The organism is Dehalogenimonas sp. NIT-SK1 (genome assembly GCF_055384165.1).
Map to the genome: position 1 here is coordinate 1,197,519 of NZ_AP042352.1, position 15,358 is coordinate 1,212,876.

At 46.1% G+C, this 15,358-nt stretch carries 13 protein-coding genes; 9 read left to right on the forward strand and 4 right to left on the reverse strand.

Features of this window, described 5'->3' with window-relative positions; translation table 11 throughout:
• Nucleotides 1–39 precede the first annotated feature (39 nt).
• Complete coding sequence (gene rpmB / locus ACZ48S_RS06190; protein WP_464211759.1) at nt 40–225, reverse strand: 50S ribosomal protein L28; 186 nt, start codon at nt 223–225, stop codon at nt 40–42.
• Between the two features lie 134 nt (nt 226–359).
• On the opposite strand from rpmB, the gene ACZ48S_RS06195 reads away from it, so the two are divergent.
• The 5 genes from ACZ48S_RS06195 (at nt 360) to ACZ48S_RS06215 (ending at nt 6,921) form a co-directional block, all read left to right on the forward strand.
• Nucleotides 360–1,991, forward strand: a complete 1,632-nt coding sequence (locus tag ACZ48S_RS06195; RefSeq protein WP_464211760.1) for a DAK2 domain-containing protein — start codon at nt 360–362, stop codon at nt 1,989–1,991.
• A gap of 35 nt (nt 1,992–2,026) precedes the next feature.
• A complete protein-coding gene (locus ACZ48S_RS06200) occupies nt 2,027–2,866 on the forward strand; it encodes a DegV family protein (protein WP_464211761.1) in 840 nt (279 codons plus the stop codon).
• A 50-nt stretch (nt 2,867–2,916) separates the two neighbouring features.
• Nucleotides 2,917–3,765 (forward strand): DegV family protein, encoded by an 849-nt coding sequence (locus ACZ48S_RS06205; RefSeq protein ID WP_464211762.1) that lies wholly within the window; start codon nt 2,917–2,919, stop codon nt 3,763–3,765.
• Between the two features lie 54 nt (nt 3,766–3,819).
• Entirely contained in the window at nt 3,820–6,300 is a 2,481-nt protein-coding gene (recG, locus tag ACZ48S_RS06210) for an ATP-dependent DNA helicase RecG (protein ID WP_464211763.1), read from the forward strand.
• Between the two features lie 129 nt (nt 6,301–6,429).
• Nucleotides 6,430–6,921 carry a response regulator transcription factor gene (locus tag ACZ48S_RS06215; RefSeq protein ID WP_464214574.1) on the forward strand — a complete coding sequence of 164 codons (492 nt, stop codon included), beginning with the start codon at nt 6,430–6,432 and terminating at the stop codon, nt 6,919–6,921.
• Between the two features lie 69 nt (nt 6,922–6,990).
• On the opposite strand, the gene ACZ48S_RS06220 is transcribed toward ACZ48S_RS06215, so the two are convergent.
• The gene (locus ACZ48S_RS06220; RefSeq protein WP_464211764.1) at nt 6,991–7,629 is read right to left on the reverse strand and encodes a response regulator transcription factor; all 639 of its coding nucleotides are present in this window, start codon (nt 7,627–7,629) and stop codon (nt 6,991–6,993) included.
• Nucleotides 7,630–7,761: 132 nt separating this feature from the next.
• Here ACZ48S_RS06220 and ACZ48S_RS06225 point away from each other — a divergent pair, with 132 nt between their 5' ends.
• Nucleotides 7,762–8,061: a hypothetical protein gene (locus ACZ48S_RS06225; protein ID WP_464211765.1), complete on the forward strand. Its 300-nt coding sequence runs from the start codon at nt 7,762–7,764 to the stop codon at nt 8,059–8,061.
• A 47-nt stretch (nt 8,062–8,108) separates the two neighbouring features.
• Here the strand turns inward: ACZ48S_RS06225 and ligD are convergent, their stop codons facing one another.
• A complete protein-coding gene (gene ligD, locus ACZ48S_RS06230) occupies nt 8,109–9,032 on the reverse strand; it encodes a non-homologous end-joining DNA ligase (RefSeq protein ID WP_464211766.1) in 924 nt (307 codons plus the stop codon).
• A gap of 125 nt (nt 9,033–9,157) precedes the next feature.
• Between ligD and uvrC the strand changes: the two genes are divergently transcribed.
• Together uvrC and ACZ48S_RS06240 are read left to right on the forward strand one after the other, a co-directional pair.
• A complete protein-coding gene (uvrC, locus tag ACZ48S_RS06235; RefSeq protein ID WP_464211767.1) occupies nt 9,158–10,975 on the forward strand; it encodes an excinuclease ABC subunit UvrC in 1,818 nt (605 codons plus the stop codon).
• Nucleotides 10,976–11,017: 42 nt separating this feature from the next.
• Nucleotides 11,018–11,857 (forward strand): DUF6544 family protein, encoded by an 840-nt coding sequence (locus ACZ48S_RS06240; protein WP_464211768.1) that lies wholly within the window; start codon nt 11,018–11,020, stop codon nt 11,855–11,857.
• Here the strand turns inward: ACZ48S_RS06240 and ACZ48S_RS06245 are convergent.
• Nucleotides 11,854–12,672 (reverse strand): Cof-type HAD-IIB family hydrolase, encoded by an 819-nt coding sequence (locus ACZ48S_RS06245; RefSeq protein WP_464211769.1) that lies wholly within the window; start codon nt 12,670–12,672, stop codon nt 11,854–11,856. The genes ACZ48S_RS06240 and ACZ48S_RS06245 overlap by 4 nt on opposite strands.
• Nucleotides 12,673–12,774: 102 nt before the next feature.
• On the opposite strand from ACZ48S_RS06245, the gene mutS reads away from it, so the two are divergent.
• Entirely contained in the window at nt 12,775–15,330 is a 2,556-nt protein-coding gene (gene mutS / locus ACZ48S_RS06250; protein WP_464211770.1) for a DNA mismatch repair protein MutS, read from the forward strand.
• The last annotated feature ends 28 nt before the right edge of the window (nt 15,331–15,358 follow it).

A 15,358-nucleotide genomic window follows, 5' to 3' on the forward strand; every position in this document is an offset into this window, starting at 1 on the left:
AATAATTATTGCGGCAGCTTGTCTATCAGAAAACAACTGCTAAACAGCGGCGGATTTGGATAAAGTCCGAAGACAACGAGTGCATAGGGTCAATTTCATGGACTTTCCGTTTATCAGTACCCGGGTTGGATGGCAATTAGGCTCTGAGCGCTTATTTGTACGGCGCTTGGAATGACTCACATTATGACCGTATTGAGGTGTTTTACCGCAGTAATCACATTTCATAAGAGTGGATCACGACTCCTTTGACTATTCATTCAATGATATAATACAATCCATCGGTAAATATAACATATCAGCATGTTAGTGACAAATAAACAGTATGACGCCGCATTGGGCGCTTCTTTGAGGTGTAATATATGTCAATTCAAACTACTATGACCGGGCAGGAAATGCGTGATATGCTGGCTGCAGCCGCAGCTTGGCTGGAAAAAAGCGCCCCCGATATTGATTCTCTGAATGTATTCCCTGTACCGGACGGTGACTGTGGAACTAATATGCTGCTGACACTGCGCTCCGCTGTGGATGAGGCAGCCAAAGTCACTGAAGACAATGTTGGACTAGTAGCCGCGGCAATATCGAAGGGTGCCCTCATGGGCGCCCGCGGTAATTCCGGAGTGATATCATCTCAAATCTGGCGTGGAGTAGCTCATGTATTTAAAAGCAAAGAAAAAGTAACAGCCCAAGACTGGGCTGCAGCTTGGACTCAAGCCGTCGAAACCGCGTATAAGGGGCTTTCCAATCCAGTTGAAGGTACCATTCTGACAGTACTCAAGGATGTCGCTTCCGCCGCTCGGACCGCTGCCTCTGAAGAAGCTTCCATACCACAGCAAGTCGAGGCTGTCATGAATGCCGCTTCTGAATCAGTCGCCCGTACCCCGTCACTTTTGCCGGCTTTACGCGATGCCGGAGTGGTGGATGCTGGTGGACAGGGTCTGTATACAGTACTTGAAGGTATGCTTCATTACCTGCGCGGCGAAACAGAACAGATGCAGTTCAAAAAATCCAGAGTTATTGCTAGCTCAGTACCGGTGAGCGCCAAAACAGCACAGTTATCACCGGTTGATGAAGAACCCTTCGGTTACTGCACTGAGTTTTTATTGAAAGGCGAAAATTTAGATCCGGAAAAAATACGCGCGCGCCTTAAGCGTAAGGGAGAGTCACTAATAGTGGTCGGCGATAATACCACCGTCCGCGTTCATATTCACGCTGTTGCTCCGGGGAGGATATTGAACTTTGCCACCAGGTTAGGCACAGTCCACAAGGTCAGTATCCGCAATATGGATGAACAATACGATGATTTTATGGCTCTGCAAAAAGACCGTCAGCCTACAATAGATATCGCTATCGTCGCTATAGTAGCCGGTGATGGTTTTGCTGACGTATATTCTTCTCTCGGGGCGGCAGCTATCGTACCGGGCGGACAAACAATGAATCCGTCAACTAAAGATATCTACCAGGCAGTCGAACGGGTGGCTTCCAACAAAGTCATTATCCTTCCCAATAATAAAAATATCATCCCTTCCGCGGAACAGGTCAAACACTTGACCGAAAAGAGTACATTCGTTATCCCAACTGAAACTTTACCGCAGGGGGTATCAGCTTTACTTTCCTTTGACTATGAAGCTGATTTTGAAACCAATGTAAAAAGAATGACCGAAGCAGCCAAGCTGGCGCAAACCATTGAAATCACCCATGCCGTCCGCGATACCAAGATTAATAAGCTGGTCATCAAAAAAAATCAGGCTATCGGATTATTGGACGGCCACTTGGCTGCCGTCAATGAATCATCTGATAAAGTACTGCATGATCTCCTTCAGAAAACTGACTTGTCAAAGGTGGAGGTTATGACCCTGTATTACGGCGCGGACACCACAGAAGAAACAGCCAATAATCTGGCAGCCGAATTGAGTGCCGAATATCCCTCAATTCAAGTTGAGGTTGTTTCCGGCGGCCAACCTCATTACGACTACGTTATCTCCCTGGAATAATTCATACTCCGGTTAGTTAGGAGGTGCTGTTTAATATGGCTGTTAAGATTGTTACCGATTCCACATCCGATATCACCCCCGCCATGGCCGAACAATTCGGCATCAGCGTTGTGCCGTTAACTGTCTCGTTCGGGCATGAATCATTCACCGACCGTGTTGATATCACCACTGACGAATTCTACCATCGTCTTTCAACGCAGGAAATTTTCCCCACTACCACCCAGCCGTCTCCTAATGCATTCTTAAATCAGTACAAAAAGTTAATTCAGGAACACGATGAAATCCTCGTAATCACCATTTCCAAAAAACTTTCCGGAACCTATGACTCAGCTCTTTCAGCAGCTTCCATGCTGGAAAAAACAGCGAGCCGGATTGAAGTCGTTAACTCCGGTGTTACGGCCGCGGCGCTAGGCATATTAGCCATATGGGCAGCTAAGCAAGCGTCCAGCGGGCTAAAACTTAATGAGCTTAAGAAATCCGTCGAAGAACAAGCATGTAACACTAAACCGGTTATGGCTTTTGACACCCTAAAATATCTAGCCAAAGGCGGTCGTATTGGACGAGCCCAAGGATTGGTCGGCTCCATACTGTCCATAAAACCGGTATTGACCATAAAAGACGGGGAAGTAGCGCCCCTCACCAGAGTCAGATCGATGAAGGCCGGCCTTGATGTACTCTACAACTTTGCCGCGGAGCACAAGCATATTGAGGAAATGGCTGTTGAATATGCTACTACTCCGGGTATGGCCGATGAACTGATAGAAAAATTAGACTCCATCTATCCATCAGAAAAAATATTCCGTACCACCGTAAGTCCTGTGCTAGGCTCATATATGGGACCGAATGTACTTTCAGTATCGGTGCTCGGAAAATAAGATTACCTGGTATTAATTCATGCGCTAATAAACAGCACACAGGGGGATGGATGGCAATAAAAATAGTCACCGATTCAACTGCTGACCTACCGGAAGAACTGGTTAAAGAACTGGACATCACCATCGTACCAGTGTATGTACGTTTCGGTCAGGAAGTTTTTCGCGACGGAATAGATATCACCCAGGATGAAGTTTATAATCGAATCATTTCAGAAGGGGCCATGGCAACCACATCCCAACCTTCCCCTGACGACTTCCGGCAAGTGTATGATGAATTACTAGCTGATGGCCACCAGATAGTTTCGATACACCTGTCCGGTAGATTATCCGGTACCTACAACTCTGCTGTAGCTGGCCGGGACTTATCATATCAAAAAAACAAAATAACTGTTATTGATTCTCTTTCCCTTTCTATGGGACTGGGTTTCGGTGTCTTGGCATCGGCTCGGATGGCTAAAGCCAAAATCGACCTTGACAAGATTATTGCTACCGCCGCAGAGATAGCTTCGGTAACCCGTATTGCCGCCGTATTTGATACCCTGAAATATGTTTTAAAAAGTGGCCGACTGGGCGCCGCTAAAGCCCTTATCGGAGGCATTCTTAGTGTTAAACCGATACTAACCTTAAAAGACGGGGTTCTTTGGCCTTCAGGTATCGCCCGTACCAGGTCCAAGGCAATTGACAGTCTGGCGGAAATAGTAAGAAAAACACCATCGGTAGATGAAGCCGCCGTTGTTTATAGTACCACAGCAGATGAGGCTTTGGCTCTCAAGGAGAGGTTGAGTGACATCTTGGATAGCAGTAAAATTCATCTTTCACGACTTGGGCCGGCGCTGGGAGCTCATGGTGGACCCGGAACTTTAATTCTGGCTCTGCACCAGGACTTTTCCAAAAACTGAATAGTGCCCTTCTGCTAGGATGACCAACACCATTACATAGGTTATAATCTGACCATGTCGTTGCCTACTGATAAACTGCGCTCTGTTATTGACCTCGAGCGCGAGAAACAATTTCAGAACAATGCCGTAATCGGTGGTCTGGATCGCTTTATTGCAGCATGGAAATCCGAAGTTGCGCAAACAATCACCGATAAGGCAACTCTATCCAAATTCAACCAGTTTATGGCCGGGTTTAATTATGGCAATAAAGATGTCAACCAACGCGCTGCGGCTCTGGACGAACTCTTGTTTTTCGCCGAATCTTTAAAACAACCAAAGGCTTTTCAGGCTACAAAAGCTAATGCTGCGAAAGCTACCCCTGAAAAGCATAGTACACCTACTAAACGACCACCACATAAACGGGTTGAAATAACAGCAACGCATCCTCGCTCACTGGAGACAACGGTTACCGCTCTTAAAGGAATAAATCAAACCACAGCCGTCAAATTTGCTAAACTTGGAATAACAACCATCCGGGATCTTTTATACCATTTTCCCAACCGTCATATTGACTATTCTCACACCACCCGCATTGCCGAACTTTCACCAGGACCGGAACAAACCGTCTCAGGCACTGTATGGGAATCAAGGCTAACCAATCCGGGCGGTCGTCGGTCGACCGAAGTGATTCTGGGTGACGAAACCGGCAACATACGGTCTCTGTGGTTCAACAACCCCTATTTGCTACGACAGATACAGGCCAACGACCGGATAATTGTTTCTGGCCGAGTCAGTCTATTCAAAGGAACTCTGGTATTTGAATCCCCGGAATGGGAAAAAATATCCGGTAGGGAGCTGGTTCACACAGGTCGCCTGGTTCCCGTCTATCCCTTGACTGCCGGCCTGTATCCCCGTATGGTGCGTAAATTACTGAAAGAACTGGTTGATACATACGCTCCCTCATTGCCTGACTATCTGCCGAACAGCATCAAAATGCGAGCCAATCTTTTAGATCTACCTCAGGCCATTGCCTGGGCCCACTTCCCCTCGGATGAAGCAGCCCTCGACAAAGCGAGAACACGTCTAGCCTTTGACGAGCTGTTTGTGCTGCAATTAGGTGTAATGGCCCGCAAAAGAGCTTGGAGGGTCTCTCAGCCGGGGGTTTCCATATCTGTTGACCGCAAACTCCTGGACCGATTTTTGCATTCCCTGTCATATGAGCTTACAAACGCGCAGCAAAAGGCATTAAGTGAAATCCTAAACGATTTGAAACACGGAAAAGCCATGAGCCGCTTATTACAGGGGGATGTCGGTTCAGGAAAAACCGTGGTGGCGACAGCAGCTGTTATCATGTCCATAGCGGATGGGTACCAGGCTGCTTTCATGGCTCCAACAGAGATCCTGGCCGAACAGCACTACCGTTCAATTACTTCAATGCTGGAACTTCTGGCAATAAGCAAGCATACAGTCGGAAGCACTACCGTGTATGATGGGATATTACCCAACCAGTCACTCACTGTAGCGATGCTTATTGGTGATGCTAAAGAATCCGGTAAATCCACTATCCGTCAACAAATCCAAAAAGGCGAAATTGGTCTGGTCATCGGTACTCACGCTTTAATTCAAAAATCTATGAAATTCCATAAATTGGGCTTGGCGGTTATTGATGAACAGCATCGTTTCGGAGTGGAGCAGCGTCAAAGTCTGCGGCAAAAAGGCATCAATCCCCATATTTTAGTAATGACTGCTACCCCTATACCACGCACCCTGGCCTTGACTTTGTACGGAGACCTTGATCTTTCCGTTATAGATGAAATACCTCCAGGCAGGCAAATAATAAAAACTAAATGGTTGAAACCAGAGCAGCGTAACAGTGCCTATGCTTTTATCCGGAAACAAGTCAATTTGAAAGAACAAGCTTTCATTATTTGTCCCCTAGTGGAGGAATCCGAGGCTGTCCAGGCTAAGGCAGCTACAGCCGAATACGAAACTCTGAGACTGGAGGTTTTCCCGGAATTCCGTCTGGGTCTTATTCACGGACGCATGTCGTCTGCCGAGAAAGAAGCCGTCATGTACGCCTTTAGCCAAGGTGTAATTGACATCCTGATTTCCACCCCGGTTATTGAGGTGGGTATTGATGTACCCAACGCAACGGTAATGCTGATAGAATCCGCTGACCGTTTTGGCTTATCTCAATTACACCAGTTTCGTGGTCGCGTAGGAAGAGGCAGTAAACAAAGTTACTGTATGCTACTTTCCGAAAACCCGTCTGAAATAGCTACTGCTCGATTATCAGTAATTGAAAAAAACCATGACGGCTTCGTGTTGGCTGAAGAAGACCTTAAATTGAGAGGCCCTGGGGAATTTTTCGGGACCAGGCAGTCTGGCCTGCCTGACCTTAAAATGGCCAAACTATCAGACGTCCCCATACTTGAGGCTGCCAGAGCGGAGGCTATCAGGCTATTTGAAGAAGACCCGAAACTACAAATGCCGAAACACAGGCAGCTATACGAAGAACTGAATCGCGTTTGGCCCAACACCGGGGAATGGAGTTGATTGTTAGCCTACATTGCTAAGACTGATAGTCATGAGAAATTTGACTAGTATATATTCAGTTAAATAAAGGGGGCAAATAAACTGAAAATCAAAATAAATTCCGATAAAGTTAACAGTAGCGGTTTCACTATCGACGAAAAGCTCAATGTAACGGAAAGGGAACTAGAGATACTAGTATTGACCGGTTTAGGGCTGGATAATGAAACCATAGCAAAAAGATACGGAGTCGAAAAAAATACCATTACCAAACATATGTGGAATCTTATGCAAAAAATCGGAGCATCAAGTCGGACCCACGCTTTAGCCATTGCGGTTCAAAAGGGAATATTAACCATCACCAACCAGCGTAAGGTCACCGGCACGGGACAAAGAAAATATCTACTCTGCCTAGCCTGTAAAAAAGCCTCATTGAGTAGTGACTACAAAAAGACTGAACCCAAATCACTCAAAGTCACCGAAACAGAATATCTTTCACCCCAGCCTTCGCAATGTCCTTACGATGGCTGTAAGGGTGACATCAACACGACGATGGAATGGAATTATGTAAGGATGCGCCGGCCGGAATATCCAGCGATTCCGGTAAAAGATAGAGAATATGAACCAGGAATCGATTGGATATAGAAATATCAGGGTAAGGAACAACGTCTAAATCACGTGGCGCTAGAATGAAACCTTAGTAAAAACGAGCTGCTAATTGGAGCCATCGTCAGAAACCAGACCCTGTTGAAAAGCATACGCTATAACTTCCTGTCTATTTCGCAGGTCCAATTTGGTCAGCACGTTCTTCAAATGAACCTTTACGGTATGCTCTGAAATAAACAGCTCGTCAGCGATTTCCCGATTGGTCTTGCCACTCACAATCCATTTAATAATCTCAACTTCGCGGCCGCTCAACCCTTCCCTTGATTGCAGCGAACCGGCGGATATGGCCTGCTTCAATTCGGAAAGCTGCTTACGTGAAACTACCATATATCCCTGCAGCAACATACCTATTGAGGTAATAAAATCATCCGGTTTATCCTCGAGAGAAAGGAAACCTAGAACGTCTTTAGAAAAATCCCCTATGAAAGTTTCTTGAACACCATACCCCTTGATGATGGCTAATTTAGCCTGGGTCTTTTTTTTCAGTCGATTGATAATATCAGGAACATTTTTGATATTCTCATAATCAATCAGCAATAGATTCGAATCGGGCAACGAGTCTAAGGCAATGCTACCGTCCCACTCGAATGGTTTGACGTCATAACCCTGCTCAATCAATATAAGCTTTAACCCGTAACGGACGATGTTATCAGGGTAGGCTAAAACGATCACCGGCTTCTTTCCCATGCATGGCATTTTACACCTACTCGAAAGAATTAGTAAATCTACGTCTTTCGGCTATTTATAATAATCCTAAAGGTCGATGCCATTTTTTAACTGATCGTTTAGACTGAATAAAATATTTATTGGAGGAATTTTTTGGTAGAAATAACAGACCTTGCCGCGTTGGTGTTGAAACAAACCATTGATGAAAGCGGAATCACAGAGGATAAATGCCTGAGACTGGTAAAAACCGAAGAAGGCCATGCTATAGACGTTGATGAAGCTAAAGAAGATGATACAATTCTGAAAAAAGATGAACGTAACATCCTGCTGATAGATAAAGACCTTGACCAGTCACTAACCGAATCCACCATCAACATTGAAAACGTTGAAGGGCAACCCACGCTGGTAATCAAGAAAAAAAGTGAAGAAGAATCGGAACAGACAAACAACTAGATAATTGAAAAATCTTAATACCGGTAGTTATAGGAGGAGTCGGTTTTTCAACCGGCTCCTCCGTTTTCACGAAGGTTGTTCAAGTTATCACGCGCCTGCATTATTGAACAGGCACTGTGCCAAAAATCTCTCCAAGGGTCAGCAATATTTTCAATACGATTAAAAATATTGCTGATGTTATAACTCGAGGCTGAAAGATTGCCATCCTTAAGATCTTCCCAATCTAATAACGCAGCGACAGGCGCTCCCGGTTTAGCCCTGAGCGCATAAGGAGTAACAGCAGTCTGTCCATAACTATTGCGCAGTGTATCCAGATATACCCGGTTGCCACGTTTATTCTTCCTTTGTTCCACCGTTAATTTATCCCCATGTTCATTTGCTAACCATGTCGCTACGTCACGGGCAAAAACTCGGACTTCTTCAAACGTGCTGCGCCGATTCAAAGGAACCGCTATATGCACCCCTTTGGAACCGGTTGCCTTGAGGTAGGCTTTCAATCCAAGATGCTGCAATAATTCTCTCAATAATAATGCCGCATCCCTAACCTGGGAAAAATCATCGCCCGGAGGGTCCAGGTCAAAAACCATCATGTCAGGATGCTCAATTCGGTCTGTTCGGCTTAACCAGACGTGAGGAGTTATACAGGATTGAGCGGCCAGAAAAACCAGGGAAGCGCTATTATTACACAGCACATGATTAACCGACCCGTTTTGCTTAGCCAGCCGTACTCTCTCCAGCCAATTTGGGAAATATTCCGGGGTTTCTTGCTGATAGAAACCTTCCTTATTGATACCATCAGGAAAACGATGCATGGTCAGAGGTCTGTCTTTGAGGAAAGGCAGCATCACCGGAGCAATCCGATGGTAATACTCTACCAGGTCTTCTTTTGAAATCCCATTTCCAGGGAATAATAATTTATCAGCGTTAGACACATTGATGATATGACCGCCGACCCTGAACTTTTTCTCCAAAGTCCCTCTTCCTCCTATTTCATAGTTATTAACCTGATTCTAATATCAGGAAAAAATATGTTCAATAGTTAAAACATTGTTATTTTCCGTGTTTGGATTACATATCTTTATGTTAAAATATTGGAGTGACAACAGCCTATATACTTGAACAGCTGAACCAAATCCCCACTAAACCCGGTGTTTATCTGATGAAAGACGAACACGGCCAGATTATTTATGTTGGTAAGGCTCTGAATCTTACCAACCGGGTAAGGTCCTACTTTCGCAATACCATAAAACTAGACAATAAAACACGGCTTCTGGTATCCAATGTGAAAGAACTTGAATACTTTATCACTGATTCTGAACAGGAAGCCCTTATATTGGAATTAAACCTCATAAAGCGACATCGACCACATTACAATATAATGCTGAAAGATGATAAAAGTTATCCTTATCTGCACATTACAGATGAAGACTGGCCGAGGTTGGAAGTAACCCGGCGTTATATTGAAGGAGAAGGCCGCTATTTTGGGCCGTTCACCGATTCCAGGAGTGTGCGCCAAGTGCTTGAACTGTTACGGCAGATTTTTCCGTTCCGTTCTTGCTCCAAAAAATTTAATAGAATGACCCGCCCGTGCTTGGAATTTGATATGGGGCTTTGTCCGGCTCCCTGCGCCGGCAAAATAACTGCCGATGACTACCACAAATCTATCAATCAAATTATCTTATTCCTGGAAGGCCGTCAAGAAACTGTAGTCAAAGATTTGCGGCAAGAAATAAGAAAAGCGGCGGAAAAACTGGAATTTGAACGCGCAGCTCAAATAAGAGATCGTATCCATGATATCGAACAGGTCATCGCCGCACAGCGTATATCGATTAAAGCCCGGGGGGAACTTGATGCTGTATCCTGTATTCAAAATGGTGACGAGAACTACGTCATGGTCTTTTTCATACGCGGCGGTAAGCTGATTGGTAAGGAGCATTTTCTGCTTGAAGGCACACAGGAACAACCATTGCCGAAAGTGTTGTCCAGTTTTGTTGCCCAGTTCTACAGTAACGCGGCGCACCTGCCTCCATTGATACTCCTTGAAGCTGCGCCCGATGACCAAAAAGTGCTGGTGGAGTGGTTATCCAGCCGCCGTGGCAACCGGGTAGAAATAAATGTACCGCGGAGGGGGCCACGCCTTGAACTGATGGCCATGGTAAAGGAAAATGCCAAACAGGGGTTGGAACAATACAAAATCAAACGCCTTATGACTGGTAATAATGATACCCGTGCTGCTATTGATGAACTGACAAAGTTATTGAAACTCCCCAAACCACCAGAGCGCATTGAGGGTTACGATGTCTCCAATATACAAGGCCAACTGGCAACAGGCAGTATGGTTGTATTCAAGGGCGGCCGACCAGATACAAGACATTATCGCCGTTTTCGCATCAAAGCCGTAGCCGGAGCCGATGACTTTGCCATGATAAAAGATATTGTCAGCCGGCGTTTTGATAGAAATCACAAATCAGCCGGTTCGGGTTGGTCAATACATCCTGACTTGATACTGATTGACGGCGGCAAAGGCCAGCTGTCCGCTGCTTTTTCCGTCCTCAAGGAAAAAAACCTTGCTGAAATCCCTATTATAGGTTTGGCTAAAGAACGAGAGGAGATCTTTCTTCCCGGGCGATCCCAGCCAATTAGGCTTGATGAGCGTTCTCCGGCGCGTCGTCTGCTACAGCGTATTCGGGATGAAGCTCACCGTTTCGCTATCGGCTACCATGGCAGGTTGAGACAGAAAGCGGCGGTAGCCTCGGTATTGGACAGCATTCCGGGCATCGGCCCCATGAAGCGGAAAATACTGATAAAGCAATTTGGATCGACTGCCGGAATCAGAGCCGCTTCTTACGAGGAAATCGCATCGGTTAAGGGAATTACCCCGCAGCTTGCCCGGCTCATTAAAGAGAGTTTATAATCGCACTATGATAGAAACGCAAGATAACTACGGTGGTAATAAATGGACTGGTTGATACTATTCTTCATTATCGATTTCCTGTTAGCCATCCTGATTGGCCTATTCATCACCAAACGAATAAAAGAGTGGGAAACAGCTCGGCAAAAAGAGGTTGCCAGTCTAATAACCGCATCGAAGCCGATTGCCAAAGCCTTTAACCCCGCGGAAGTGACTTCACTGCCACGACCTGTACGCCGTTATCTACAGAAAACAGTTGCGGCAGGAGCTAATTATATTTACAACACTCATTTGAAACAAAGCGGCAAGATGCGTTTTAATGATCGTTGGATTAATCTTGATGCTGACCAGTATTATTCAACTTTGCCGCCGGGGTTCATCTGGAATGCCAAAATGAAACTGGGACCTGCCTGGATTAGCGGCCGTGACTGTTATGTTGGCGGCAAAGGCAATATGCTGATAAAAATACTCTCCGCCCTCCAGTTGTTCAATGTTAAGGGCCAGGAAATGGACCACGCTTCAATAATACGTTATCTATCAGAATTGCCCTGGCTGCCCACAGCCCTGTTAGCGAATAACATTAACTGGGAGACAATAGACAACCATTCCGCCAAAGCAACCATCACCGACGGAAAACTAAATGCTTCCGGCATCTTTTATTTCAATGACGATGATGAAATCATCGGATTCAGCACGCCGAAGCGCTACCGCTCTGACAGCGGTCGGATGGAAGCCTGGTCAGGACGATTCAGCAATTACCGGCAATTCGGCTACTATCTTATACCGACGAAGGCCACTGCTATATGGAATGCAGCGGACGGCGATTTCGAGTATGTCAGGCTTAACATTAAACACGCTGAATTCAATATTACAGATGCAGATTAGAGCAGGTATTTGTTGATAGCCGCGGCCACGCCGGACTCATCAACGCTAAGGGTAATATCATCGGCAACGGCTTTAAGTTCTTCTCTGGCATTTCCCATGGCTATCTTTAATCCTGCTTTTTCCAATAGTGGCAAATCATTAGTCCCATCACCGATAACCATAACTTGAGACATATTAAACCCTAAATGCGAGGCCAGTTTTTCCAGAGATGCCCCTTTGGATACCGTGGGAACAACCACGTTTATGAATCGCATATCAGGGTAAGCCGGAGTGCGGGCTGCCGAACCGTATAATTTACCCTCAAAATACCCCAGGAATAAGCGGGCTTTTCGGTCTTCTTCATCGTTATGAATCATAAGTTCGCATTTGATAATCTTTTCCTGCCGTATAGTAGTATCAAAATCAGCTAAAGTGGCGGTTAATCCGAAGAATTCGCGGTGAATCTTTTCCGCCCAGGTTATTTCTTCCACAAAATAACGGTCAATGGTGTAAAGTTCCAGGTAGATGGCATTAGCCCGGGCAAAATCAACAGCGGACTTGAGTGTTTCAAATGGTATTGGCTGAGCCTCGACTATTGTACGATTATTCAGGTCGTACAGCAGGGCTCCGTCAAAAAAAATGTGAACGCCGTTAAGATTCAACTCGACAATAAAATTACGACAAGCTTCGATAACCCTTCCGGTGGATAGAGCTACGATAACTCCTTGCGCTCTTACCTCAGTAAGGGCTTTTTTATCAGCCTCGGATATACTGCCGTGAGCACTCACCAATGTTCCGTCCAGGTCTACTACCAGTAATTTATATTTATGATCCAACAGCTTCCTCCTGAGATAACTCTAAATAATACCAAAATCCGATCATAAAATTCAGAAAAGTAATGCTGACAGTAAACAGTGCCATCGGGTACAATAACCGGCATGAGCCAGAATAATCTCACACCATTGCGTGCCCAGTACCTAAGCATCAAAAAACGCTATCCTGACTCAATAGTCTTTTTCCGTCTCGGTGACTTTTATGAGACTTTCGATACTGATGCCGAATTAACCGCCAGGGAGCTGGAAATAGTACTTACCGCCCGGGAAATGGGCAAAGGCGTCAAAGTTCCCATGGCCGGAATTCCTTATCACGCGGTAGACAATTACCTTGCCCGTCTCATTAGCCGCGGTCACAAGGTAGCCATCTGTGAACAGACAACCCGACCCGGTGATAGTAAAGGCCTGATGGAACGTGAAGTGGTGCGGCTGGTAACCCCCGGTACAGTAATTGAACCGGGACTGCTGGACGGCAGACGTAACAACTACCTGGCCGCGGTAGCGCAGATGGACGGTGAAGCTGGAATTGCTTATATTGATATTTCCACCGGTGAATTCGGAGCAGCTCAGATGACATCCAGCCGAATGGAATCAGAACTTGAGCGGCTCCGCCCGGCGGAATTGGTACTGCCTGAGAACAGTGACTTCCGACCTGCTTTAAAAACCCCTTTAACTTGGTTGGAAGCGCATAAATTCGATCCCCATTCTGCTGCGGAACTGCTCAAAGAAACGCTTGGCGTAAGCACACTTGAAGGCTATGGAGTTTCCCGGTTGCCGCTGGCCACCGCTGCCGCCGGAGCTATTATCAGCTATTTGAAGGAAACCCATAAAGGGGCAATCAGCGGTATAAGCCATCTATCTACCTATTCCGTCGCCGACTATATGGCACTGGATGAAAATACTGTGGCTAACCTGGAGATATTTCAGAACGCCACCACCAGGACCGTTTCCGGTTCGCTTCTTGGTGTCCTCGACATTACCCGCACACCCATGGGCGCCCGTCTCCTGCGCCGATGGATGGGGCAGCCATTATTAAGCATTACAGCCATACAGGAAAGACAGGATGCCGTAGACTGGTTATTCCAGAATCACTTGGTTCGCAATGAGATAGAACGCTGGCTTAAATCATTCTCGGACTTGGAACGCCTGGCTAACCGGATACGCTCTTTCACTGCCCTGCCCCGGGAGATTATCGCCCTTAAGCGGTCTTTGGAAGCGGCACCGGAACTGGGCCGGGCACTCAATGATAATTCGGTATCCAACTTAAAAGAGAAACTTAAAAGAAATACCTCCCTTATCAACCTGATTGAAGCCGCGATTGAGCCGGAACCTTCCGGAGCAGTCGGTGAGGGCTGCGTCGTCAGGGCTGGTTTTTCAGCGGAATTGGATGAAACAAGAGACATGGCTACCGGCGCCAAAAGCTATATCGCTAAATTAGAGACTGAAGAGCGAGCCAATACCGGCATCAAGAACCTCAAAGTAGGTTATAACCAGGTCTTCGGCTACTATCTCGAAGTATCTGCCGCTAATCTGACCCAAGTACCGGAACGCTTTATCCGTAAACAAACATTGGCCAATGCCGAACGTTATATAACACCGGAATTAAAGGAATATGAAGCCCGTATACTTAGCTCACGGGAACGCCTGTCTGATATGGAAACAGCTATTTATCGCCGGATACTCGGGCAAATTTCTGAGACTTATGAAATACTGCTGACACTGGCTGAAACTGTCGCCAGGTTAGATGTACTTACCGCTTTTGCCTCAGTGGCATCATCTAATAGTTATGTCAAACCATGTATGGTTGAAAGCCCAGACCTGGCCATAACCGGGGGACGCCATCCGGTGGTTGAAGCTGGCTTGTCACTCGGACAATTCATCGCTAATGACACTAATCTTTCCGCAGATGAAGGGTATATAGTAGTACTGACTGGGCCTAACATGTCCGGTAAATCCACCTATCTTAAGCAAACGGCGTTGATTGTACTGATGGCCCAGATAGGTTGCTTTGTTCCCGCCTCATCTGCCCGAATTGGACGATGTGATCGAATATTCACTCGCATCGGTGCTCATGAAGACCTGGCAACCGGCAAGTCTACCTTCATGGTAGAGATGGTGGAAACGGCAAATATTCTGGCTAATGCCACTACAAAAAGCTTGTTAATACTTGATGAGATTGGCCGCGGCACCTCCACCTATGACGGGTTGGCCATAGCTCGCTCCGTAGTGGAATATATTCATGGTCACCTGGGTGCCCGGACTCTTTTTGCTACACACTATCATGAATTGATAGCGATGGCTGAGAGCCTGCCGGGAGTTCGCAACTTTAATGTAGCCATATCGGAGGATAAGGGTGAAGTCATTTTCCTGCACCGTATTGTCCCGGGTGGCGTAGACAGAAGCTATGGTATCCATGTTGCAAAACTGGCTGGATTACCCAAAGCCATCATCAAAAGAGCCAATGAAGTGTTGCTGGAACTGGAATCATCCGCGAGCAAAATCCAGACGGGCAACCAGGCAAATCTCGCGCCTCAGTTACCATTGTTTAACAGTCAATCTTCCAAAATAGAAGCGGAGCTGAAAAATCTCGATATTGACTCGATGACGCCGCGGCAAGCCTTGGAAGAACTTTATAAAATGAAACAGCGACTGGAAGAATAGTTGCTTTTTGTGCTATTGAAATCAGTCG

Bases quoted from the DNA above. Each gene is read 5' to 3' on its own strand.
- rpmB (WP_464211759.1), bottom strand. From the start codon at position 225: ATGAAATGTGATTACTGCGGTAAAACACCTCAATACGGTCATAATGTG.
- ACZ48S_RS06195 (WP_464211760.1), top strand. From the start codon at position 360: ATGTCAATTCAAACTACTATGACCGGGCAGGAAATGCGTGATATGCTG.
- ACZ48S_RS06200 (WP_464211761.1), top strand. From the start codon at position 2,027: ATGGCTGTTAAGATTGTTACCGATTCCACATCCGATATCACCCCCGCC.
- ACZ48S_RS06205 (WP_464211762.1), top strand. From the start codon at position 2,917: ATGGCAATAAAAATAGTCACCGATTCAACTGCTGACCTACCGGAAGAA.
- recG (WP_464211763.1), top strand. From the start codon at position 3,820: ATGTCGTTGCCTACTGATAAACTGCGCTCTGTTATTGACCTCGAGCGC.
- ACZ48S_RS06220 (WP_464211764.1), bottom strand. From the start codon at position 7,629: ATGGGAAAGAAGCCGGTGATCGTTTTAGCCTACCCTGATAACATCGTC.
- ACZ48S_RS06240 (WP_464211768.1), top strand. From the start codon at position 11,018: ATGGACTGGTTGATACTATTCTTCATTATCGATTTCCTGTTAGCCATC.
- mutS (WP_464211770.1), top strand. From the start codon at position 12,775: ATGAGCCAGAATAATCTCACACCATTGCGTGCCCAGTACCTAAGCATC.